The sequence below is a fragment of the Terrirubrum flagellatum genome, from assembly GCF_022059845.1.
In the GTDB taxonomy this organism is placed as follows: domain Bacteria; phylum Pseudomonadota; class Alphaproteobacteria; order Rhizobiales; family Beijerinckiaceae; genus Terrirubrum; species Terrirubrum flagellatum.
On the sequence record NZ_CP091851.1, the window covers coordinates 4,876,924 to 4,897,472 of the forward strand.

24 protein-coding genes are annotated in these 20,549 nt (G+C 64.1%); 15 read left to right on the forward strand and 9 right to left on the reverse strand.

Translation table 11 applies throughout. The annotated features are described in order from the left end of the window. Positions 1-4 precede the first annotated feature (4 nt). Positions 5-334: an NIPSNAP family protein gene (locus L8F45_RS23715; RefSeq protein ID WP_342360295.1), complete on the reverse strand. Its 330-nt coding sequence runs from the start codon at positions 332-334 to the stop codon at positions 5-7. A gap of 136 nt (positions 335-470) precedes the next feature. Between L8F45_RS23715 and L8F45_RS23720 the strand changes: the two genes are divergently transcribed. Beyond that, positions 471-1,166 (forward strand): DUF4336 domain-containing protein, encoded by a 696-nt coding sequence (locus L8F45_RS23720; protein WP_425330043.1) that lies wholly within the window; start codon positions 471-473, stop codon positions 1,164-1,166. A gap of 62 nt (positions 1,167-1,228) precedes the next feature. Here the strand turns inward: L8F45_RS23720 and L8F45_RS23725 are convergent, their stop codons facing one another. Both L8F45_RS23725 and L8F45_RS23730 read right to left on the reverse strand, forming a co-directional pair. Next, complete coding sequence (locus L8F45_RS23725) at positions 1,229-1,993, reverse strand: 2-keto-4-pentenoate hydratase (protein WP_342360297.1); 765 nt, start codon at positions 1,991-1,993, stop codon at positions 1,229-1,231. Positions 1,994-1,998: 5 nt separating this feature from the next. Beyond that, positions 1,999-2,841, reverse strand: coding sequence for a hypothetical protein (locus L8F45_RS23730; RefSeq protein WP_342360298.1), 843 nt, complete (start codon positions 2,839-2,841; stop codon positions 1,999-2,001). Between the two features lie 255 nt (positions 2,842-3,096). On the opposite strand from L8F45_RS23730, the gene sdhC reads away from it, so the two are divergent. The 12 genes from sdhC to L8F45_RS23790 all read left to right on the forward strand — a co-directional run bounded on the left by sdhC (position 3,097) and on the right by L8F45_RS23790 (position 14,594). Further along, positions 3,097-3,489 (forward strand): succinate dehydrogenase, cytochrome b556 subunit, encoded by a 393-nt coding sequence (gene sdhC, locus L8F45_RS23735; protein ID WP_342360299.1) that lies wholly within the window; start codon positions 3,097-3,099, stop codon positions 3,487-3,489. 10 nt (positions 3,490-3,499) lie between these two features. Then, positions 3,500-3,892, forward strand: coding sequence for a succinate dehydrogenase, hydrophobic membrane anchor protein (sdhD, locus tag L8F45_RS23740; RefSeq protein ID WP_342360300.1), 393 nt, complete (start codon positions 3,500-3,502; stop codon positions 3,890-3,892). 56 nt (positions 3,893-3,948) lie between these two features. Further along, positions 3,949-5,790: a succinate dehydrogenase flavoprotein subunit gene (gene sdhA / locus L8F45_RS23745; RefSeq protein ID WP_342360301.1), complete on the forward strand. Its 1,842-nt coding sequence runs from the start codon at positions 3,949-3,951 to the stop codon at positions 5,788-5,790. 10 nt (positions 5,791-5,800) lie between these two features. Further along, the gene (locus L8F45_RS23750; RefSeq protein ID WP_342360302.1) at positions 5,801-6,100 is read left to right on the forward strand and encodes a hypothetical protein; all 300 of its coding nucleotides are present in this window, start codon (positions 5,801-5,803) and stop codon (positions 6,098-6,100) included. A 13-nt stretch (positions 6,101-6,113) separates the two neighbouring features. Beyond that, positions 6,114-6,947 carry an FkbM family methyltransferase gene (locus tag L8F45_RS23755; protein ID WP_342360303.1) on the forward strand — a complete coding sequence of 278 codons (834 nt, stop codon included), beginning with the start codon at positions 6,114-6,116 and terminating at the stop codon, positions 6,945-6,947. A 164-nt stretch (positions 6,948-7,111) separates the two neighbouring features. Further along, positions 7,112-8,476: a cell envelope integrity protein CreD gene (gene creD / locus L8F45_RS23760; protein WP_342360304.1), complete on the forward strand. Its 1,365-nt coding sequence runs from the start codon at positions 7,112-7,114 to the stop codon at positions 8,474-8,476. 86 nt (positions 8,477-8,562) lie between these two features. Then, complete coding sequence (locus L8F45_RS23765; RefSeq protein ID WP_342363556.1) at positions 8,563-9,348, forward strand: succinate dehydrogenase iron-sulfur subunit; 786 nt, start codon at positions 8,563-8,565, stop codon at positions 9,346-9,348. Between the two features lie 143 nt (positions 9,349-9,491). Then, a complete protein-coding gene (locus L8F45_RS23770; RefSeq protein WP_342360305.1) occupies positions 9,492-11,528 on the forward strand; it encodes a M3 family metallopeptidase in 2,037 nt (678 codons plus the stop codon). Positions 11,529-11,595: 67 nt separating this feature from the next. Further along, positions 11,596-12,084: a helix-turn-helix domain-containing protein gene (locus tag L8F45_RS23775; RefSeq protein ID WP_342360306.1), complete on the forward strand. Its 489-nt coding sequence runs from the start codon at positions 11,596-11,598 to the stop codon at positions 12,082-12,084. A gap of 179 nt (positions 12,085-12,263) precedes the next feature. Then, positions 12,264-13,247, forward strand: coding sequence for an NAD-dependent epimerase/dehydratase family protein (locus tag L8F45_RS23780; RefSeq protein WP_342360307.1), 984 nt, complete (start codon positions 12,264-12,266; stop codon positions 13,245-13,247). A gap of 111 nt (positions 13,248-13,358) precedes the next feature. Further along, positions 13,359-13,745 carry a hypothetical protein gene (locus L8F45_RS23785; RefSeq protein ID WP_342360308.1) on the forward strand — a complete coding sequence of 129 codons (387 nt, stop codon included), beginning with the start codon at positions 13,359-13,361 and terminating at the stop codon, positions 13,743-13,745. A gap of 165 nt (positions 13,746-13,910) precedes the next feature. Continuing rightward, positions 13,911-14,594: an AprI/Inh family metalloprotease inhibitor gene (locus L8F45_RS23790; RefSeq protein ID WP_342360309.1), complete on the forward strand. Its 684-nt coding sequence runs from the start codon at positions 13,911-13,913 to the stop codon at positions 14,592-14,594. Here L8F45_RS23790 and L8F45_RS23795 read toward each other — a convergent pair. Then, positions 14,578-15,237 (reverse strand): GNAT family N-acetyltransferase, encoded by a 660-nt coding sequence (locus L8F45_RS23795; RefSeq protein ID WP_342360310.1) that lies wholly within the window; start codon positions 15,235-15,237, stop codon positions 14,578-14,580. The genes L8F45_RS23790 and L8F45_RS23795 overlap by 17 nt on opposite strands. A gap of 117 nt (positions 15,238-15,354) precedes the next feature. Continuing rightward, a complete protein-coding gene (locus tag L8F45_RS23800; RefSeq protein WP_342360311.1) occupies positions 15,355-15,909 on the reverse strand; it encodes an O-acetyl-ADP-ribose deacetylase in 555 nt (184 codons plus the stop codon). 100 nt (positions 15,910-16,009) lie between these two features. Between L8F45_RS23800 and L8F45_RS23805 the strand changes: the two genes are divergently transcribed. After that, positions 16,010-16,636 (forward strand): glutathione S-transferase family protein, encoded by a 627-nt coding sequence (locus L8F45_RS23805; RefSeq protein ID WP_342363557.1) that lies wholly within the window; start codon positions 16,010-16,012, stop codon positions 16,634-16,636. A 64-nt stretch (positions 16,637-16,700) separates the two neighbouring features. On the opposite strand, the gene L8F45_RS23810 is transcribed toward L8F45_RS23805, so the two are convergent. The 3 genes from L8F45_RS23810 to L8F45_RS23820 all read right to left on the reverse strand — a co-directional run bounded on the left by L8F45_RS23810 (position 16,701) and on the right by L8F45_RS23820 (position 18,221). Continuing rightward, entirely contained in the window at positions 16,701-16,982 is a 282-nt protein-coding gene (locus L8F45_RS23810) for a hypothetical protein (protein ID WP_342360312.1), read from the reverse strand. A gap of 463 nt (positions 16,983-17,445) precedes the next feature. Continuing rightward, positions 17,446-17,763 carry a hypothetical protein gene (locus L8F45_RS23815; RefSeq protein WP_342360313.1) on the reverse strand — a complete coding sequence of 106 codons (318 nt, stop codon included), beginning with the start codon at positions 17,761-17,763 and terminating at the stop codon, positions 17,446-17,448. Between the two features lie 179 nt (positions 17,764-17,942). Beyond that, positions 17,943-18,221 (reverse strand): hypothetical protein, encoded by a 279-nt coding sequence (locus L8F45_RS23820; RefSeq protein ID WP_342360314.1) that lies wholly within the window; start codon positions 18,219-18,221, stop codon positions 17,943-17,945. Positions 18,222-18,691: 470 nt separating this feature from the next. Between L8F45_RS23820 and zapE the strand changes: the two genes are divergently transcribed. After that, complete coding sequence (zapE, locus tag L8F45_RS23825) at positions 18,692-19,864, forward strand: cell division protein ZapE (RefSeq protein ID WP_342360315.1); 1,173 nt, start codon at positions 18,692-18,694, stop codon at positions 19,862-19,864. A 242-nt stretch (positions 19,865-20,106) separates the two neighbouring features. Here zapE and L8F45_RS23830 read toward each other — a convergent pair whose 3' ends face one another. Beyond that, the gene (locus tag L8F45_RS23830) at positions 20,107-20,520 is read right to left on the reverse strand and encodes a DUF3574 domain-containing protein (protein ID WP_342360316.1); all 414 of its coding nucleotides are present in this window, start codon (positions 20,518-20,520) and stop codon (positions 20,107-20,109) included. Positions 20,521-20,549: the final 29 nt, after the last annotated feature.

The window sequence follows — 20,549 nt, forward strand, 5'->3', positions numbered from 1 at the left end:
GCGATCAATCGAAATCAGGCGAATAGTCAGTCAGCACAAGCGGCCTGTCTTCGATCGCGCCCACCATGAGTCCGTGCTCGGCGTGGGTGACGCGCTTGATCTCGGTCCACTCCGCGTCAGCCATGAAGGCCGTCCATTGCGTCTTCATCGTCGCCTCGTCAGGCCAGCGCAGGAGATAGACGAATTCCGTGCGCTCCGGCCGCTTCGCCTCCCACATCGCGACGATGTCGAAGCCGTAGGTCTTCATGATGCGCCGGGCGTGATCGCGAAAGCGCGCATGGAACGCCGCTTTGTTTGTCTCAAAAATTTCGTAGATGCGAAGCTGATGGATCATGGCCGGCCTCTCTCGTTCGCGAGATAGGCGCCGGCCGTCTGCGTCTCAAGGCCCGCGATCGTGCGGATCGTCTCCCGGTTTGAATTTCGCTTATGAGTGAAGTTAAAGCTCGATGCGAACGATGGACGGATCAGCCATGCTGGAAGAATTCGGCGCCGAGATATGGACAGCGGCCGGGTCCGACGTGACGGCGGCGTTGGGATTTCATTACCCCACGCGCATGGCTGTCATCAGACTGACAAATGGCGACCTTTTCATCTGGTCGCCGATCGCGCTGACCGACAGGCTTCGCGAGGAGGTCGATTCCCTCGGGCGTGTCCGTCATCTCGTTGCGCCCAATTCGCTGCACCATCTGTTCATCGGCGATTGGAAGCGCGCCTATCCCGACGCGTATCTCTACGCTGCGCCGGGGCTGCGGGAGAAGCGCAGGGATATCGACTTCGATCATGATCTCGCAAATGCGCCTCCACCTCTTTGGCTGGGGCAGATCGATCAAGCGCTTATTCCGGGAAACGTCATCACAACCGAGATTGTCTTTTTCCATGCGAAGAGCGGCTCCGTGCTTTTCACCGATCTCCTGCAACAGCTCCCTCCAAACTGGTTTTCCGGCTGGCGAGCGGTGATTGCGAAATGGGATCTGATGGTCGCATCCGAACCATCGGTTCCTCGAAAATTCCGTCTGGCGTTCACCGACCGGAACGCGGCGCGTGCGGCGATTCGACAAGTGCTTTCGTGGCCCGCGGAAAAAGTGCTGATGGCGCACGGAGCTCCCGTCAGCGAAGGCGCCGGGGCGCTGCTGCGGCGCGCGTTTCGCTGGCTCAACATAGACTAAGCGCTTCGATCGTCGGGCAGCATGCGGCTACAGCCGAGAGCCGACCTTTAAACTCGGGCGCGCTAACCGACGCGCGCCCGCGCCTCGCCCAATCCTTCGATGGCGAACACGATGTCGACGCCAGGAGGCGGATCGAAGGTCGGGATGAGGCTGCCGGTGATGATGATCATGCCCGCCTTCATCGGGCGGCCGCGCTTCGCCGCGAGATTGGCGACCCAGGCGAGCGCGCTGAAGGGATCATCGGGCCTGCCGTGACCTTGCTTCTTGCCGTTGAAGGTCAGCACGCCTTCAACGTCGCCCGCGCCGCGCGCGGGATCGAACGGCCGCCACGCGCCATGAACGACGCCGCCATTCCAGGCGTTGTCGGCGATCAGCGATGTCGCCTTTGTATCGCGATAGTCGGCGTGGCGATCCTCGATCAGCTCGAAGGCCGGCGCGATCCCGCCGACCGCGGCCATGGCTTCCTCGATCGAGACCTCGCGAGGGGGCAGGTCGCGGGCGAGCTTCACGGCGATCTCGCATTCGAGGCGGAGATTGACGTAAGGGGCGCGATCGATTGTGGCGGGCGAGGAATAGATGCGCGACTGGAAGATCGCGCCGCCGCAGGGATGGTCGATCCCCATCAGCGCCTGCATGACCTTGGTGGTGGTCGCGATCTTCAGGCCGCCAATCGGCCCGAGCGAAGGCTGGGCCAGACGATGGAAGGCTTCCTGAACGTCATAGGCTTCGTCGACCGAAGCCGGCGCGAGGTCGCCGGAGAGATTTGCGAATCGTTCGCGATTGCGATGGGCGCGCCAGATCTGTTCCGCGGCGCGCTCGGCCTGCACGGCCTTCACTCCGCCGCGCGCTGCTCCACCGGCTTGTCGCCGGGCTTCAATTCCACCACCGTCAGGTCGAGCTTGCCGCCGGGGCCGCCGGTGCGGCGCGCCTGATCGATCAGCGCGTCGATTTCCTTCAGCCGCGCCTGGGCCTGCTCGCGCAGGGTCTTGTAAGTCTTCTGCCGCTGGCCGAGCCGGTCGACCGCCGCGCCGCGCAGGGCCGCCACGGGAAGATCGGCCAGCGCCCGGGCGCCGTCCGTGTTTCCGCCATTGCGGGCGATCCAGCCATCCACCTTCTCGGCGGCGGCGACAGCCTTATCGATGCCGGCGGCGAGCGCGGCCGCGACGGCCTTGAGAGCGCCGATGCGCTCCTCGGGGGTGGCCTCCGGCGGCGTCAGCATGGCGTGGCGGCGGAGCGTGTCGAGAATCACCTGTCCCTGGCGGAAATGCGCGCTGACCGCGGCGATCAGCGAGGTCGGCATCAGCGAGAGATCGCGCATAATGACGCCATCATAGACGAAGGGAGCCTCGGCGATCGTCTGGAAGCGCAGCGCCTGCGGCGCATTGGCGGAGGCGCGGCTGGCGATCAGCCCGACATCCTCGGTGAACAGCGCTTTGGCGTAGGCCTCGATATCGGCGGTGATCTCGGCTGCGGCCGCGGTCGAAACGTCGAGCGCCTGGGTGTCCGGCTTCTGGGGAGCGGCGGGAACGGTCGCCGGACGCGCGCGCGAGCCGACCAGCAGTTTCCGCAGGTAAAGCGCGACGATCAGGATGACCAGACCGGCGAGCAGCGCCTCCCAATTGTCGCGCGCCCAGGGGAGGAAGCGTTCACTCAGCGCGTTGATGTCGAAATTCATCGATCTGTCCTGCCCGAATCGAAGAAGGTCGTTTTACCGCAATTTGCGCCGGGAACACGGCGATCCCTTGCATATCAGCGGCTGCCGTTATCGCAATCGCGCCTTGCGCGCAAAGCCGGCGCAGCGCCTTGGCGTCGCAGGCTGTTGCGAGGCTGCGTCCGCCGGGGATCGGACCCTTCCTTCGCCGCATTGCGAAAGGATCAGGACTTCGCTAGGTGAGCCTTGGTTTTTCGACTGGTTCCAAACAGGTGACGGATGGCTGAGACGCCTGCCGCGCGGCCCCTCTCCCCCCATCTCCAAATCTATCGCTGGACCTGGACGATGGCGATGTCGATCGCCCATCGCGCCACGGGCTGCGCGCTCTATGGCGGAACCCTGCTGCTGGCGATCTGGCTGATCGCCGCTGCGTCCGGCGAGCGCGGCTTCGCCTGGGCGCAATGGCTGGCGGGAAGCCCGCTCGGGCTGCTCGTGCTGTTCGGCTACACCTACACTCTGTTCCATCACATGGTCGGCGGCGTCAGGCATTTCATCTGGGACATGGGCCACGGTTTTGAACCGCAGGAGCGGATGAATCTGGCGCGCATGACGCCGTTCGTCGCCGGCGCGCTGACGATCATCGCCTGGATCATCGGTTTCGCGGTTCGCTGAGGGGATATCAATGGCCAGCGTCGACTACCGCATTCAAACGCCGCTCGCGAAGGTGCGCGGCCTCGGCTCGGCGAAATCAGGCACCGAGCATTTCTGGCTGCAGCGCCTCACCGCCGTCGCCAACCTCGTTCTCGCCTTCGCCTTCATCGCCATCGTGATCGCGCTCGCCGGCAAGGATTATGCGTCGGCGCGCGCGCTCATCGGCCATCCGCTCGTCGCCATGCTGCTCGCCTTGTTCGTGATCTCCGGCTGCATCCACATGCGCATCGGCATGCAGGTGGTGATCGAGGATTACGTGCATGGAACGGCGAAGATCGTCGCTGTGCTGGCGAATACGTTCTTCTCGATCATCGTCGGCGCGGCGTCGCTGTTCGCGATCATCAAGCTCGCCTTCGGCGGGTGACATCATCTGGAAAGCGCGCTCGCCGAAACATCGGCTGAGGCGCGGAAGAGGCCCAAATGGCGGAACTGAACGGCAAGGCGAACGGCTCAGGCCCGGCGCAGAACGGCAAGGCCTATCCGATCACCGATCACACCTATGACGTTGTGATCGTCGGGGCCGGCGGCGCGGGATTGCGCGCCGTGGTCGGCTGCGCCCAAGCCGGACTGCGCACCGCCTGCATCACCAAGGTGTTTCCGACCCGCTCGCACACCGTCGCAGCCCAGGGCGGCGTCGCCGCGGCGCTCGCCAACATGGGCGAGGATAACTGGAAGTGGCACATGTACGACACCGTGAAGGGGTCGGACTGGCTCGGCGATCAGGATTCGATCGAATATCTCTGCCGCAACGCGCCGGCCGCCGTGTACGAGCTCGAGCATTGGGGCGTGCCCTTCTCGCGCACAACCGACGGCAAGATCTATCAGCGTCCGTTCGGCGGCATGACCACAGATTACGGCAAGGGCCCGCCGGCGCAGCGCACCTGCGCCGCTGCCGATCGTACTGGTCATGCTATCCTGCACACGCTCTACGGCCAGGCGCTGCGCAACTCGGCTGAATTCTTCATCGAATATTTCGCCATCGACCTGATCATGGATCAGGAAGGCCGCTGCCGCGGCGTGGTCGCGCTCAAGCTCGATGACGGCACGCTGCATCGCTTCCGCGCCAACATGTCGATTCTCGCGACGGGCGGTTATGGCCGCGCCTATTTCTCCGCGACGTCGGCGCACACCTGCACAGGCGATGGCGGCGGCATGGCGTTGCGCGCGGGATTGCCGCTGCAGGACATGGAATTCGTGCAATTCCATCCGACCGGAATTTACGGCGCAGGCTGCCTCATCACCGAGGGCGCGCGCGGCGAGGGCGGCTATCTCACCAATTCGGAAGGCGAGCGCTTCATGGAGCGCTACGCGCCTTCAGTGAAGGACCTCGCGCCCCGCGACATGGTTTCGCGCGCGATGACGATGGAGATCCGCGAAGGCCGCGGCGTCGGCAAGGGCAAGGATCACATCAATCTTCATCTCGATCATCTCGATCCGAAGATTCTGCATGCGCGCCTGCCGGGCATTTCGGAATCGGCGAAGATTTTCGCCGGCGTCGACGTGACCAAGGAGCCGATCCCGGTGCTGCCGACCGTCCACTACAATATGGGCGGCGTGCAGACGAATTATCACGGCGAAGTGCTGACCAAGAAGGGCGAAGACCCCGACGTGATCGTGCCCGGCCTGATGGCGATCGGCGAAGCGGCCTGCGTCTCGGTGCATGGCGCGAATCGCTTGGGCTCGAACTCGCTGATCGATCTCGTGGTGTTCGGCCGCGCCGCCGGGCAGCGCTGCGCGGAACTGCTTGAAGCCGGCGAAAAGCAGGCGCCGTTGCCAGCCGATTCAGCCGATCTCGCGCTGTCGCGGCTCGATCATTTCCGCCATGCGAATGGCGGCACGGGCACGGCGGAGCTCAGGCTCGACATGCAGAAGACGATGCAGGAGGACTGCGCCGTCTATCGCACCGGTGAAACGCTGGAGAGCGGCCACAAGCGCATCCATGAAGTCTGGAAGGGCAAGGACGACATCCGCGTCACCGACCGTTCGCTGATCTGGAATTCCGATCTCATCGAGACGCTCGAATTCGACAATCTCATCGTGCAGGCGGTGGTGACGATGGACTCCGCGCTCAACCGCACGGAATCGCGTGGGGCCCATGCGCGCGAGGATTACAAGGATCGCAACGACAAGGACTGGATGAAGCACACGCTCGCCTGGGTCGATGAAGAAAAGAAGAACTGCGTCATCGATTTCCGTCCGGTGCATATGAACACCATGACGAACGAGGTGGAGACGATCCCGCCGAAGGCGCGGGTCTACTGAGAAGGCCGTGATGGCGAAACTTTCGCTGTCCCGGCTCGTTAGCATCTTCGTGATGACGATCTTTTCGGTCGCTTCCGGTCATGTTGCGCTGGCGCAGACGCCGGGCGGCTCCGCCGCTGATCTCTCGACCTGTCGGGCCGGCGATCTCGGCGGCTATATCGGGCTGCCTTACAAGCGCCTGCAGAAAATCCGGCCGGATGCGCGTTTCGTCTGCGACGGCTGTCCCATGACGATGGATTTCCGCGCCGATCGGCTCACCGTCACCTATGATCGGCGCACGCGGCGCATCAAGTCGCTGCGCTGCGTCTGAGCCGCGCGTTTCCGTGCCGTTCAGATTCAACGACGCGTTGAAACGCCACGCCGACATGCCGTTCTCGGACGCGCCGATGGGCGCCTTCGCGCCAACGACGGCGCAGCGCGCGATCATCGAGACGTCGCGCCGCGCGGGCCTCGGCAACGGCCATCTGCGCAAACACGGCGCCGGCGCGCTGCTGGCGCTCAGGCCGGCGCCCGTCGATTATGATTATTTCGGCCTGACGCTGCGCTTCTATCCCGCGCTCTGCGGCAGCGCCCGGCATATGCTGATGTCGCCGTCATGGTCGGAGCGCAAGGAGCGCGCCTTCATGCTGGAACGCACGCCCGACGATGGTGTGTTCGTCGATATCGGCGTCAATGTCGGTTTCTTCCTGTTCTATGTCGCGGCGAAACGGCCGCGCGCCACGGTGCTCGGTTTCGAGCCGGCGCCGAAATATCACGCGCTCGACAGCTTCAACATCGCGCAGAACAAGCTTGCGAATGTGCATCTGTTCAACGCCGCGGTCGCTGACAAGGCCGGCGTCGCGCATTTCAATCTTGAAGGCGAAAGCCTCGCCCATGGTTCGGGCGCGATCGAAGTCGCCACCATCCCGCTGATCGATGCGCTCAGGGAGCGCGCCGTGACGCGCATCGATTGCCTCAAGATCGATGTCGAAGGCGTCGAGGACAAGGCGCTTGCGCCGTTCTTCCGCGAGGCCGACCGTTCGCTCTGGCCGAAGGCCGTCATCATCGAGGATGGCAGCGCCTATTGGGAAGAGGACGTGCTCGCCTTCATGCTCGCCAGCGGCTATCGCGAGGCGTGGCGCTCCCGTCTTAACGTCGCGCTGGTCCTCTCCGACTGATCCCGCTCGGCCGCCCGATTGCGGCTTTTCCGAAGCTTGATTCCGACTACGCCGAAATTCGCCTGACATTTCCCGCTGTGATTCCCGGGATAAGCGCCGATCGCGCCCCGTTTCCGCCCGGCCCGCCGCGATCTCATATCGCCTCCGTTCATGGGGGATTTCAGATGATCATGATTGAAACCGCGACGCCGGGCCGCCTGATGCGCAGCCCGGGCGTCAAATTCTTTGCGCTCGGCTTTCTCGCAGTGCTGATCCTGATTCCCCTGCTGTTTGTCGAGCAGTTGCAACGCGAACGATCGACGCGGGCAGGCGAAGCGATTCGCGAAGTGATGCAGAGCTGGGGCGCCGACCAGACGGTCGCCGGCCCCTATCTCGTCCTGCCCTATCTCGCGGAAGGTGCGGGCGGCTCCGCTCCGCAACGCCGCGTCGCTGCTTTCCTTCCCGAACAGCTCAAGGTCGCCGGCCGCGCCGATGCGCAGACCTTGCGACGCTCGATCTTCGACGTCGCCGTCTATCGCGGAAAACTTGATCTCAAGGCGCATTTCAAACCGCTCTCGATCAAAGACGTCGATGCGCAGGCGCTGCAGCCCTTGTGGGAGGAAGCGACGCTGGTGCTGCAGATCTCCGATGTGCGTGGAATCAAGAATCGCGCCGTCGCGAAAATCGGCGGCGACGAGATCGCGTTCCTGCCGACGATCGGTCCCGTGACGCCGCCTCCGGCGCCCGTCGGCGTTCACGCGCCGCTGCGCTCGATCGATGTCTCCAAGGGGTTTGACGTCGATGTCGCGCTTGATCTCAACGGCTCGCGCGCTCTTTCAATCTCGCCGCTCGGCGGACAGAGCGACATCGCGCTGCAATCGAACTGGCGACATCCAAGCTTTTCGGGCGCGCAACTGCCGGATGACCGCAATGTGAGTGATGAAGGGTTCTCCGCGGCGTGGCGGATCGGCCTTCTCTCGCGCAGCCTCAACCAGGCGTTCCAGCTCAGGCCCGGCGCCATGTCGGAAAGCGCGTTCGCCGTGAACGCCGTCAGCGTGCGGTTCTATCAGCCCGTCGACATCTATCAGATGGCGGCGCGGGCGACGAAATATGGCGTGCTGTTCGTCGGCGCGGTGTTTCTCGTCGTCTTCGCGCTGGAGATGCTGTCGCAGAGCCATCTCCACGTCGCGCAATATGCCATGGTGGGGCTGGCTTTGGCGTTGTTCTATGTGCTCCTGCTCTCCTACGCCGAGCATATCGGCTTCACGCGCGCCTATCTCGTCTCCGCCGGCGCGACGGTGGCGCTCGTCTCGGGCTATGTCGGGCTCTGCCTGCAGAGCCTCTGGCGCGGAGTTGTGTTGGCGGCCGCGCTCGGCGTCGCTTACGGCCTCGTTTTCCTGCTGCTGCGCTCCGAGGATTACGCATTGCTGGCGGGCGCGACGGCCGGCTTCGTCGGGCTGGCCTTGCTGATGCTGGCCACGCTCAGGATCGACTGGTCGGGCGCCGCGATCAGGGGCGAAGCCGCTCTGCAGGAGCCGCAACCTTCATGACCGAAAGTCGCGGGCGGCGGGGCTTCCTGCCGCCCGCCCCAGACGTTATGGAGGTTCCAAAGACCAACGCCGGATCGCTCTCCTCCATGGCCGAATTCGCCCTTCCCAAGAATTCCCGCGTCACCGAAGGCAAGTCCTGGCCGAAGCCGGCCGGCGCGAAGACCACCACGGAATTCCGCGTCTATCGCTGGAACCCTGACGACGGCGCCAATCCGCGCATCGACACCTATCACGTCGATCGCGACGACTGCGGCCCGATGGTGCTCGACGCGCTGATCTACATCAAGAACAAGGTCGATCCGACGCTGACCTTCCGCCGTTCCTGCCGCGAGGGCATTTGCGGCTCCTGCGCCATGAATATCGGCGGCGCGAACGGCCTCGCCTGCACCAAGGGCATCGATGAATGCGCCAGCAAGGGCCGCGTCTCGATCTATCCCTTGCCGCACATGCCTGTCGTGAAGGACCTGGTGCCGGATCTCACCCGCTTCTACGCCCAGCACGCCTCGATTGAGCCCTGGCTGCAGACCTCGACGCCGCAGCCGGAAAAGGAATGGCGTCAGGCGCCGGAGGATCGCGACCGGCTCGACGGGCTCTATGAGTGCATTCTGTGCGCCTGCTGCTCGACCTCCTGTCCGAGCTACTGGTGGAACGGCGATCGCTATCTCGGCCCGGCGGCGCTGCTGCAGGCCTATCGCTGGCTGATCGATTCGCGCGACGAATCGACGGGCGAACGGCTCGATGCGCTGGAGGACCCGTTCCGCCTCTATCGCTGCCACACGATCATGAATTGCGCCAACGCCTGCCCGAAGGGGCTCAATCCGGCCAAGGCGATCGCCGAAATCAAGAAGATGATGGTGACGCGGCAGCTTTGATTCACCGCGCTCTCGTTTCCACATATTCCGGATGTCATCGCCGGGCTTGACCCGGCGATCCAGGATGATTTCGATCCCTTCGACTGGATGCCCGGGTCAAGCCCGGGCATGACATTTTTGGGGCGGGCGAAAAGAGGCGCGCAATGACCACCGACAATCCGCTTCTCCAGCGTTGGACCACGTCGTTCGAGGCGCCGCCTTTCGAATCCATCAATACGGAGCATTTTGCGCCCGCTTTCGACGCCGCGCTGCGCGAGCATGATTCCGAAATCGACGCGATCGCGCGCAACGCCGAGCCTTCGACCTTCTCCAACACCATGGATGCGCTGGAGCGCAGCGGCCATGCGCTCGACAAGACGGCGAGCGTCTTCTTCAACCTGACGAGCGCCCACACCAACGAGGCGATGCAGGCGATCGAGCGCGACATGGCGCCGAAGCTCGCGGCGCACTGGAGCGCCATCTCCATGCGCGCCGATCTGTTCGCGCGCGTCGATGATCTCTTCATGCGCCGCGGAGCGCTCGGGCTGACAACGGAGCAGATGCGCGCGCTGGAGAAATCCCATCGCGGCTTCGTGCGCTCCGGCGCCAGGCTCGACGAGGCGGGGAAGAAGCGCATGGCCGAGATCGTGCAGAAACTCGCCGAGCTCGGCACGCGCTTCTCGCAGAATGTGTTGAAAGACGAGAGCTCCTGGACGCTGTCGCTGAAGGCGCCCGACGATCTCGCGGGCCTTTCCGAAGCGCAGATCGCGGCTGCGGCGCAGGCGGGGAATGATCGCGGCAAGCCGGGCGAACATCTCATTACGCTCTCGCGCTCGTCGGTCGAGCCGTTCCTGCAATTCTCGACGCGGCGCGACCTGCGCGAACAGGCGTTCCGCGCCTGGACATCGCGCGGGCAGAATGGCGGCGAAACCGATAATCGCGCCATCGTGGCGGAGATGCTGGCGCTGCGCGCCGAGCGCGCGAAGCTGCTGGGATTTCCGACCTTCGCGCATTTCAAGCTCGACAACACCATGGCGAAAATTCCGGACGCGGTGCGCGATCTGCTTGAGCAGGTGTGGCGCCCCGGCGTGGCGCGCGCGCGCGCCGAGGAAAAAGACCTTGCGACGCTCGCAAGCTCCGAAGGCCAGAACATCGCGATCGAGCCGTGGGACTGGCGCTATTATTCGGAGAAGCTGCGCAAGCAGCTTCATGATCTCGATGAATCCGAGACCAAGCCCTATCTCAAGCTCGACAATGTCATCGCGGCGGCGTTCGACACAGCGGCGAAGCTGTTCGACATCCGCTTCGAGGAGCGCTTCGATCTGCCGAAATATCATCCTGATATCAGGTTCTGGGAGGTGAAGACCTCGCATGGCCAGCCGGTCGGGCTGTTCATCGGGGATTATTTCGCGCGGCCGTCCAAGCGCAGCGGCGCCTGGATGAGCTCTTTCCGCAGTCAGGAGAAGCTCGCCGGCGAGATCAGACCGATCATCGTCAATGTGATGAATTTCGCGAAGGGCGATCCGACGCTGTTGTCGGTCGATGATGCGCGCACATTGTTCCATGAGTTCGGCCACGGGCTGCACGGTCTTCTATCCGATGTGACCTATCCCTCGCTGTCAGGCACGAGCGTGGCGCGCGATTTCGTCGAGTTGCCGTCACAGCTCTACGAGCACTGGTTTATGCGGCCGGAAATCCTGTCGCGCTTCGCCACGCATTATCAGACCGGCGAGCCGATGCCGCAGACGCTGATCAACAAGGTGATTGGCGCGAAGACCTTCAATCAGGGTTTCGCCACCGTCGAATATTGCTCGTCGGCGCTGGTCGATCTCGCTTTCCATTTGACTGATGGCTCGCAGCCGATCGATCCGCTGGCGTTCGAAGCGGCGGAATTGAAGCGCATCGGCATGCCCTCTGCGATCGTGATGCGGCATCGCACGCCGCATTTCTCGCACATCTTCTCCGGCGACGGCTATTCCGCCGGTTACTACTCCTATCTCTGGTCCGAGGTGCTGGACGCCGATGCGTTCGACGCGTTCGAGGAGACCGGCGACGTGTTCGACGCGGAGGCGGCGGAGCGGCTGAAGCAGTTCATCTACAGCGCCGGCGACAGCCGTGATCCGGCCGAACTCTACAAGGCGTTCCGCGGCCGCATGCCCTCGATTGAACCGCTGTTGAGAAAGCGCGGACTGGCGGCGTGAGATGGGCGACGCGCTTCTTTCCTCAACCGGAGACGCAGGCCTCCGGCGGGCGCGACAATCGCGCGGCATGAAGCAGGGACATCTGGCGGAGCTGATTGGCGTCGCGCAGACGACGATTTCCCGTTGGGAAAAGGGCGAATTGCGCATCACGGACGCGCAGCGCGATGCCATCAGGCGCGCGCTGGCGCTCGCGCCCGACGAACCGCAGGATGCCGCGCTGAAGCGACTTGTTGAATCCTCGGAAAGCAAGGTGCATCTGATCTGCGACCGGACGCATCGGCTGATCGCAGCGTCCAAGGCGCGCGCCGCGGAATGGCGCATTGCGCGGGAGACAGCGATTGGTCGCTCGCTGTTCGCCTTCGCGTCGCCGCGCATCCGCGCCGCTGAGCAATCGCTCGATGTGCTTGGCTGGCGCGAGGGCCGTGTCTCTCATCTTGTCATTGAAACTGATGCGAATCTGGATCGCGATATTCCGATCGAGCCGGGGCTGGTGCGCTGGGAGCGCATCGAACTTGCGAATGGCGCCGCGCGACGGCTGGTGACAACGATCGGCTAGAGCGGCAGGCGTTCAAATTGAATCGCCGCGCCGCTCTGGCTTTTCGTTTGTCGCAACGTATTTACGGAAAACCGGTTCCCCACTTTTCCGCACGTTGCTCCAGATCAACGCATATCTTATGCGTGGCCCGGCGGCTGCGCCGCGGCTAGATCAGACGTTTCGATGCGACGAGACGGATCATGAAAGCACTGGTGACGGGAAGCTCGGGCCATCTCGGCGAGGCGCTGGTCCGCACGCTGCGCCAGCGCGGCGACGAGGTTATCTCGATCGACATCCTGCCCGGCGCATTCACGACGCATGTCGGCTCGATCGTCGATCGCGATTTTGTTGCGCAACGCATCGCGGGCGTGGAAGTGGTCTTTCACGCCGCGACGCTGCACAAGCCGCATGTGGCGACGCATAGCCGGCAGGAGTTCATCGACGTCAATGTGACGGGAACGCTCAACCTTCTGGAGGAGGTGGTTGCGGCCGGCGTGAAGTCCTTCATCTTCACAAGCACGACAAGCGTGTTCGGCGACGCGCTGTCGCCCGCGAAAGGCGAGCCAGCCGCCTGGATCACGGAAGATGTGACGCCGATCCCGAAGAACATCTATGGCGTGACAAAGGCGGCGGCGGAGGACCTCTGCCAGCTCTTCCATCGCAATCAGAAGCTGCCATGCCTTGTGCTGCGGACGTCGCGCTTCTTCCCCGAGGAAGACGACAACGCTGACATGCGCGCCGCGTTCTCGGACGCGAATTTGAAGACGAACGAATTCCTGCATCGTCGCATCGACATCGAGGATATTGTCGACGCCCACCTTCTCGCGGCGGAGCAGGCGCAGCGGATCGGGTTTCGTCGCTACATCATCAGCGCGACGACGCCGTTCCTACGCGAAGATATCGATGCCTTGCGTGAGAACGCCGCCGAGGCCGTCGCGCGTCGCGTTCCCGGTTGCGAAGCGATCTATGAGAAGCTCGGCTGGCGCCTGCCCGACGAGATCGGCCGCGTCTATGTCAATGCGCGCGCCCGCGAGGAGCTCGGCTGGAGGCCGCGCCATGACTTCGCATCGATCCTGAAGCGGCTCGCAGCCGGCGAAGATCCGCGCAGCGCGCTTGCGCAAGCGATCGGATCGAAGGGCTATCACGCCGAGACGTTTTCGGAGGGGCCGTATCCTGTCGAATAACGCCCGACGAGCGCCGGCGCTTCGAGGCCGATGGCGTTTCTGCGACGGACGCCAGAAGCGCCTCATGTTAAATCCATGGCGCGACGCGCGACATATCCGGAGCTATCAGCCATGAAGTCTGTCATGCGCGGCGGCTTTTGCAGGCGCTCATCGATCGCAATCGCGCTTGCCGCAATGCTGGTCGGGCGTTCCATGTCGTCGTTTGCGGCGGGGCCCAGCCATCCCTCTGATGTCGCCGCCGTGATTGGGTTTCTGCTCCGCGTTCACGAGGGCGCATGCCCGGGAATAAGCTTCGATCCCCTTGTCATGTCGAAGATGATCGATCCCAAGGGGATTTCGCTGGACCTCGTCAAACGCAGGTTCAGGAAGAAATTCGATGTGAGCTACGCCGAAGCCGGTTCGCGCATCGCGGTTGAAGGCGTTCCCGCTTATTGCGAGCTGGTCAGGTCTTTTTTTGGCAAGACCCCCGGAGAGTTTCCGGGCCTGACGATCCAATAGGCGATCGGGAGCATTTTCGCCCTGGGAGCGCCGGCCGATATCTGAAATCGCCCGGCCGGTCTTGAGGCGGCCCGGACTCTTCCCGTTCATGTCAGCCATGCTATGTGCGGGAAACCTTTCCGGCCGCTCTGGTCGCCCGCCCCGCCCGTCGCAGCGAGGAGTTTCATGCCGCGCCTTGTCCCGGTCCTGTTCGCCGCGGTGTCCAGCCTTGCCCTTTCAGCCTGCTCCGGCTCGGGGCGGTTCGATTCCTTTCCGGGTTTCGGCGGCGGGTCGCGCATTGCAGCCGCGCCCGAACCGGAGCCCGCGCCCATGGCCATTCCGCGCACAGGCGCCGTGACCAGCGAGCCCCTGCCGCCGCCCTCCTATCCCGGCGGCGGACCCGCGACGATTCCGGGCCAGGGGCCGTCAACCACGATTGGCGGCGCGCCGGTCAATCCGCAGGTTTCCGGCCTGCCTCCGACCACGCCGGGCGCCTATCCCCCCACCGCTGCGCCGGGTTCCCCCGTGGGGACTGGCTTGCCGCCGGTCGCCTCCGCGCCGCCGCCGGCTCCCCCTGCGCCGCCTTCATCATCGACAAGACTGGCGGCGGTCGGCACCTGGACCGCGCGGGAAGCAACGGGCGGCTCCTGCCGCGTGACGCTGTCGAGCGCCTCCTCGCTTGACCTCTACCGCGCGTCGGCCTCCGGCTGCGAAAACAAGGACCTGCAACGGATCAACGCCTGGAAGCAGGAAGGCAACGAGATCTATCTCTATTCCGCCGGCTCGGTCGTCGCGCGGATGCCGGCGGGCGGCGCGAGCATGAGCGGCGCGCTGTCGCGTTCCGGCGCGCCGATCACTCTGTCGCGCTGATCTTCTCCGCGCCGGATTTGTCCGGCGCGCGAACAATCGCCGGCAGCTTCAGCGATTCCGCAAGCGGCGGCAGGCCGGCGAACGCGCGCTGCGTGTCGAACACGGCGGTCGCGAAGCTGATCGCCTCATCCGCGGCTTCGCGCCAGCGCGACACGAAGGTCGCGCGCGGCGCCTCGACCACGCCGAGCGTATCGGGCGCGAGCCGGACAATCTCGCCGTCGAATTTCCGCGTCAGCGCCTGCATGCCGATATTGTTCGGCAGGCAGATCACCAGGATGCGGCTGACGCCGCGATTGCGCGCCGCGCCGATGATGCGGCTGAACAGCTCCGACGCGATTCCCTTGCGACGCCAGTCGGGCTCGACGCTGAAGGCGGCTTCCGCCTCGCGTTCGACATCATCGGTCAGGATGCGCAGCTCCGCCGTGGCGCGCAGCTCGCCGCCGACGAAATAGCCGAACATGACGCCATCGAGTGTGAAAGCGCGCTCGGCGTATTCGCGCAGGAACGTCTCCGACACGGCGCCGCCGAAGCGGTTGCGCCGGCTGTCGACATCGAGACGGAGGAGGTGGGCCTCGAATGGGGCGCGGTCGGAGGGACCAAGCCGCCTGAACAGACCGCGAAAAAACTGACGTTGCGCCATCATGGACCTCGTTCGGCTTTCGCCCGGAATCGAGGCGCTTCTTCCCAAGACCTTATATTGTGCAGCGCAACATCACTGCAAGAGCCATGTGGCGTGCGCATGGCGCTGATGTGACCTCAGTTAATTTCGTGGAGCTGGCGAGGCGTCGGATATTCCGGCAAGCGCCGCCGCGTGAAGCTCGGCGGAGGGTTGGCTGAAGCAGCAGAAGATCACTTCCCGCAGGGAGGTCCCGGCCGCCACAGCGACAGCCTCGGGGACGGCGATCCCGGCCGCGCGATCGGCGGGAAAGCCGTAGATTCCGGTCGAGATCGCGGGAAAGGCGATGGAGCCGAGCTCCCTTTTAGCGGCGAGTTCGATCGATCTGACATAGCAGGAGGCAAGCAGCGCATCTTCGTTGGCGTCGCCGCCTTGCCAGACCGGGCCGACCGTGTGGATGACATGGCGCGCCTTCAGCCGATGGCCGCTGGTGATCTTCGCCTGGCCGGTTTTACACCCGTTGAGCATCCGACACTCGATGGCAAGGTCGGGGCCGGCGGCGCGATGGATGGCCCCGTCGACCCCGCCGCCGCCGAGCAGCGAGGAGTTTGCGGCGTTGACGATGGCGTCGACGTCGAGCCGCGTGATGTCGCCGATCACAACAGAAAATGAGACGGCGCCGATTGTTCTCGTCATCATGGGCTTAAGCCTCGCTTGGGGCGACGCGGCGCGGGCTGACGCGCCGCGGGCGATGGACTGAATCTCCTCCGGCGGAGATTCGCAAATTGGGGAGGGCATGATGGCCGAATACCGGCTGCATTGTTTTGGCGAATCGGGGAACGCGTACAAGGCCGCGCTCATGCTCGCTGTGTCAGGCGCCGACTGGGAGCGCGTTCCCGTCGACTACTTCAACGGCCAGACGCGCACGCCAGACTTTCGCGAGGAGATCAATGCGATGGGCGAGGTGCCGGTGCTCGAGCACAGGGGCCGCAAGCTGTCGCAGTCAGGCGTGATCCTCACCTATCTTGCGGAGCAGACCGGCAAGTTCGGCCCGCGCGACGATGACGAGCGCTACGAGATCCTGCGCTGGATGCTGTTCGATAATCACAAATTCACCAGCTACTACGCGACGCTGCGCTTTCAATTCGGCATCCAGAAAACCGGCGAGACGGCGGTGACGGAGTTTTTGCGAACACGCGCGCTTTCCGCCTATCAGATCGTGGAGAAGCAGCTTGGCGATCGCGAATTTCTTCTCGGCGATCGTCCGACGATCGCGGATTTCTCACTCGCGGGCTATGTCTATTATCCCGAAGAGACGGGAATCGATCTTGGCCAGTTTCCTGCGATCGCAGGCTGGAAAACGCGCATCGCCGCGCTGCCGGGATGGCAGGCGCCTTACGACCTCATGCCGCGCGCGCAGTCATGAGAAACGCGCGATCGCAACCGTCGCTGCGATCGCGCGCTCTGGATGATTCGACGATGCGCCGCGATCAGGCGCCGAGAATGTGCTTGATGATCGTGTCGGACTGATTGAACGGATTGACTTCCTGTACGGGCGCGGCCTCCGGTGCCGGGCGCGTCATCGCGTGCATGGGGACGCGCGCGTGATGAACCGTGCGATGAGCGGGATGCTCCACGGCGGCGACGGTGACGGGTTGAGCCGGCGGCGCGCTGTCCATCACCGCATTGTCGATCACATTATCGCCGGCGGCGTAGGCCGGCGCGATCGCGACGAGCGAAGCAAAGGCAAGAGCGGAAGCAAACGCTTTCATGAGACATCCTCCTTTTGACGACCGCTCGCTTGCGAGCGGATGCGTTCACAATGCGGAGGGCGCACAATGGGCGCCAATCACGGAAATGTGCGCGGCGCTGAGATAGCCGCTGCGAATCTGCAGAAATCAGCGCTTCTCACTGCAAATCACGCCTGCGCGATTTTGGCCGGCTGCGGCTCTTTTCCGCAGCCCCGAATCTTTGTGGCGAGCGCGAAGCAAATTTCCGGCGACATTCTGAAACATGCCGATTCCGCATGCTGCGATCACGAAGGCGCGGCGAAGCTATGGCGACAACAGGCGATGCGCGCAAATGCCGCGCGACAAGTTGGCGTGCAGGAGCAGCGGCTGCTGCAACTTCCGTGATTTGAGTCACGCTCTCGCGATTTTCTCTCGCCACCGTCCATGTGAACATGAAAAAGCCGCGCCCGGGAGGCGCGGCTTCAAAAGATCGGAGCGGAGTCGCTCAGTCCATATATTCGTAGGTTGGATAGGAGTCGCCGTAGTAATCGCCGGGATAGGAGCGATACACGGTCACCGGCGCGGAGTAATAACGCGAAGAGCCATAATAGCCGGCACCATCATAACCATAGGCGGGCCGCTCATAACGATAGGACTGCCCCATTGCGCGAGCGTAGGATCGCGCGCCGGGCAACTCGTAACGGCCGGTCCTCATCATCTGATGATCCTTGACCGCGTTCTGGATGGGATTTTCGCCTTCCGCGAAGGCTGGCGCCGCGACCGTCAGGGTCGCGAGGGCCGTCAGGGTCGCAACGAGTTTCATATGTCACTCCTCAAGCAGCGATGGCGTGGCCGTCGATCACAGCCTCGTCTCTTCCGGTAATCGCCGCGTCGCGCGGGTGTTCCGTCGACGCGCAGCGAATTGGAGCGCTTTCGAAATGGCGACGCCGCGCCCAAAGAGCGCGGCGTCGACTTTTGTTAACGAGTGCGATGTCCGCGATTTTAGCGAACGCGTGCGCGAGGCGCGTAGAAGATGTTCGCCGTTTGCCCGTCGCGGATCGCCACGCCGACATTGTCCTTCGCGAACGGCGCTTGCGGCGCATAGGCTTGAGCGTCGAATTGCGGAACGGCGACAGGCGCAAGCCGCGCTGTGCGGGCCTGGGCGATCATGTCGAAATGGACCTTGTAGTCGTCGAGGCCGCGACCGCCATCGGCCAGCGCATAGGCAGGCGAAAGCGCAAGAATCGCCGCAGCGGCGACCCACTTCAGTGAGGTTTTCATGATTTGCTCCATCACGGCGACCGGTTCGAGCGTCGAAGGCGATCGGCGGCCGTCTGTGATCCCAAGGTAGGAACGGCGCCTCGCGGCCGCCAATCGCCCCTTCTCCCGCATATGCAAATGAATTAGGCGCCGCTGGTCCGCCCGGCCGCGGCCATGCAAAGCCGACTTATGATGGCGGGACATTTGCGTGAGCCGATTTGCGGGCAAGAACAAATGATTGGCGTCTGGCGGCGGCTCGGCGTTGTGATCCGGGCGACGCCGCTGACGGACCGATTCAGCAAATGTCAGCCGCGAATCTCGTCGGCTGAGATATGCGTCATGCGCATGGAATAAACCGCCGCCCGCCTAAGTGATGCGCATTTTGGCCGGCTGACGGCGAGCCGCGGCAGGTGGTCGCTCCGCGCGAGAGTGTTGCCTGACGCCTGTCCGGCGTGCGATGGCGCAATCACGCCGCCAGCCTTCCTCCCCTGATGTCCGTCTCCCAAGCTTACGCCGCGCTCATCGCTTCGGGCGGCATCGAGCGCGATCCGGCGCAGGAGAAGCTGGTCGCCCAGCTCGACCGTCTCGCCTCCCGGCTCGCGACCCATCGGCTGGCCCGCAAATCGAGCGCGCTCGGCTGGCTGTTCTCCAAGCGCGACGCGCAGGCCGAACCGATCAAGGGCCTCTACATCTGGGGCTCGGTCGGCCGCGGCAAGACGATGCTGATGGATTTGTTCTTCAATGCGTCGCCGATCCAGCGCAAACGCCGCGCCCATTTCCACGCCTTCATGGCCGACGTGCATGAGCGCATCTACGCCCACCGGCAGAAGGTGAAGGCGGGCGACATCGCCGATGGCGATCCGATTGCGCCAACGGCGGATGCGCTGGCCGATGAAGCCTGGCTGCTCTGCTTCGATGAATTCGCGGTCACCGACATCGCCGACGCGATGATCCTCGGGCGGCTGTTCGCGCGCCTGTTCGAGCGCGGCGTCGTGGTCGTCGCGACGTCGAACGTCGAGCCATCGCAGCTCTATCGCGACGGCCTCAACCGCGCCCTGTTCCTGCCCTTCATTGATCTCCTGCAGAAATATATGGAGGTCGCGCGGCTTGATGCGCGCACCGACTTCCGGCTGGAGAAGCTTGGCGGCGAGCCGGTCTATCACACGCCGGCTGACTACAAGGCGCGCGTCGCGCTCGACGTCGCCTTCGCCCGCCTTACCGGCAGCGCGCGCGCCACGAAGGCCGAGATCAAGATGAAGGGACGCGCGATCGAGGTGCCGCGCCAGGCGCTTGGCGTCGCGCGATTCGAGTTCGACGATCTCTGCGCGAAGCCGCTCGGCGCAAGCGACTATCTCGCCATCGCGCGCGATTATCACACGGTCATTCTTGATGACGTGCCAAAGCTCGATTTCGCGCGGCGCAATGAGGCGAAACGCTTCATTACGCTCGTCGATGTATTCTATGAGCGCCATGTGAAGCTGCTGATCTCGGCCGACGCCGATGTCGATGATCTCTATGTGGCCGAGCGGGGCCATGAGGCGTTTGAATTCGCGCGCACGGCGTCGCGGCTCATCGAGATGCGCAGCGAAGCCTATCTCGCATTGCCGCACGGCGCGGCCGATTCCATCGGCAGCGGCGCGACCACGGGTATTGTGGAGACGTAAGGTTCTTCGGATGCTGAGTTGTGCTCGCGATGCTCGCGAGTCTTTCGCTGGGCCCCGGACACGGTTCCGCTCCACTTCGTTGCGCTTCACCGTTCCGGGGACGGTGAGAGCTTCACCGCGGCTCATTGAGGCTCCCTCCGTCCCCGGTTCCATGAAGCGAGGCGAAGTCCGAGCGGAATGGAGACCGGGGTCCAGCAAAGAAATTGCGCCGCAGGCGCTCATCAAATCGGGCGGAACGCGCGCTAGAATCTCGCGCAGCTCCGCTGCGTGACCAATCCAACCGATTGCTGATTGAACTTCTTCTTGTAGGCCTCCGCGATCTCGTCGAGCCGCGGCGCATCGCGCGTCTCGTCGCCAAGCACGATCATCACCACCTTGCTCGGTTCGCGCGTGATGCGATTGCTGCTGCTGTCGCGATACTGGCCGCGCCCGTCGAGCACGGTGAAGCCGTCGGAAAAGCGCGGCGTCACTTCGGCGTCGATGAAACGTCGGAAATCATTCTCCGACACGCCGAGCCGCTCGCCGATGTTGCGGCCGAACAGAAGCTGCGCGACGAGCTTCGGCTCCGCGCCGCCGCCACAGGCAGGGCCGGGCAGGCTGGCGCAAGACGCGAGGACCGGAGCGAACATCGCTGCGAACATAAACCTGATGCGCATCGCTCCCCCTTGTCGGGCGCGAACATGCC

Excerpts from the sequence above, each read along its gene's own strand:
- L8F45_RS23775 (WP_342360306.1), top strand. The coding sequence starts at position 11,596 with ATGAAGCAGGGACATCTGGCGGAGCTGATTGGCGTCGCGCAGACGACG.
- sdhC (WP_342360299.1), top strand. The coding sequence starts at position 3,097 with ATGGCTGAGACGCCTGCCGCGCGGCCCCTCTCCCCCCATCTCCAAATC.
- L8F45_RS23715 (WP_342360295.1), bottom strand. The coding sequence starts at position 334 with ATGATCCATCAGCTTCGCATCTACGAAATTTTTGAGACAAACAAAGCG.
- L8F45_RS23720 (WP_425330043.1), top strand. The coding sequence starts at position 471 with ATGCTGGAAGAATTCGGCGCCGAGATATGGACAGCGGCCGGGTCCGAC.
- L8F45_RS23810 (WP_342360312.1), bottom strand. The coding sequence starts at position 16,982 with ATGAAAGCGTTTGCTTCCGCTCTTGCCTTTGCTTCGCTCGTCGCGATC.
- L8F45_RS23780 (WP_342360307.1), top strand. The coding sequence starts at position 12,264 with ATGAAAGCACTGGTGACGGGAAGCTCGGGCCATCTCGGCGAGGCGCTG.
- zapE (WP_342360315.1), top strand. The coding sequence starts at position 18,692 with ATGTCCGTCTCCCAAGCTTACGCCGCGCTCATCGCTTCGGGCGGCATC.
- L8F45_RS23730 (WP_342360298.1), bottom strand. The coding sequence starts at position 2,841 with ATGAATTTCGACATCAACGCGCTGAGTGAACGCTTCCTCCCCTGGGCG.
- L8F45_RS23770 (WP_342360305.1), top strand. The coding sequence starts at position 9,492 with ATGACCACCGACAATCCGCTTCTCCAGCGTTGGACCACGTCGTTCGAG.
- sdhA (WP_342360301.1), top strand. The coding sequence starts at position 3,949 with ATGGCGGAACTGAACGGCAAGGCGAACGGCTCAGGCCCGGCGCAGAAC.
- L8F45_RS23795 (WP_342360310.1), bottom strand. The coding sequence starts at position 15,237 with ATGATGGCGCAACGTCAGTTTTTTCGCGGTCTGTTCAGGCGGCTTGGT.
- L8F45_RS23800 (WP_342360311.1), bottom strand. The coding sequence starts at position 15,909 with ATGATGACGAGAACAATCGGCGCCGTCTCATTTTCTGTTGTGATCGGC.
- sdhD (WP_342360300.1), top strand. The coding sequence starts at position 3,500 with ATGGCCAGCGTCGACTACCGCATTCAAACGCCGCTCGCGAAGGTGCGC.
- L8F45_RS23785 (WP_342360308.1), top strand. The coding sequence starts at position 13,359 with ATGAAGTCTGTCATGCGCGGCGGCTTTTGCAGGCGCTCATCGATCGCA.
- creD (WP_342360304.1), top strand. The coding sequence starts at position 7,112 with ATGATCATGATTGAAACCGCGACGCCGGGCCGCCTGATGCGCAGCCCG.
- L8F45_RS23790 (WP_342360309.1), top strand. The coding sequence starts at position 13,911 with ATGCCGCGCCTTGTCCCGGTCCTGTTCGCCGCGGTGTCCAGCCTTGCC.
- L8F45_RS23765 (WP_342363556.1), top strand. The coding sequence starts at position 8,563 with ATGGCCGAATTCGCCCTTCCCAAGAATTCCCGCGTCACCGAAGGCAAG.
- L8F45_RS23805 (WP_342363557.1), top strand. The coding sequence starts at position 16,010 with ATGGCCGAATACCGGCTGCATTGTTTTGGCGAATCGGGGAACGCGTAC.
- L8F45_RS23830 (WP_342360316.1), bottom strand. The coding sequence starts at position 20,520 with ATGCGCATCAGGTTTATGTTCGCAGCGATGTTCGCTCCGGTCCTCGCG.
- L8F45_RS23820 (WP_342360314.1), bottom strand. The coding sequence starts at position 18,221 with ATGAAAACCTCACTGAAGTGGGTCGCCGCTGCGGCGATTCTTGCGCTT.
- L8F45_RS23750 (WP_342360302.1), top strand. The coding sequence starts at position 5,801 with ATGGCGAAACTTTCGCTGTCCCGGCTCGTTAGCATCTTCGTGATGACG.
- L8F45_RS23815 (WP_342360313.1), bottom strand. The coding sequence starts at position 17,763 with ATGAAACTCGTTGCGACCCTGACGGCCCTCGCGACCCTGACGGTCGCG.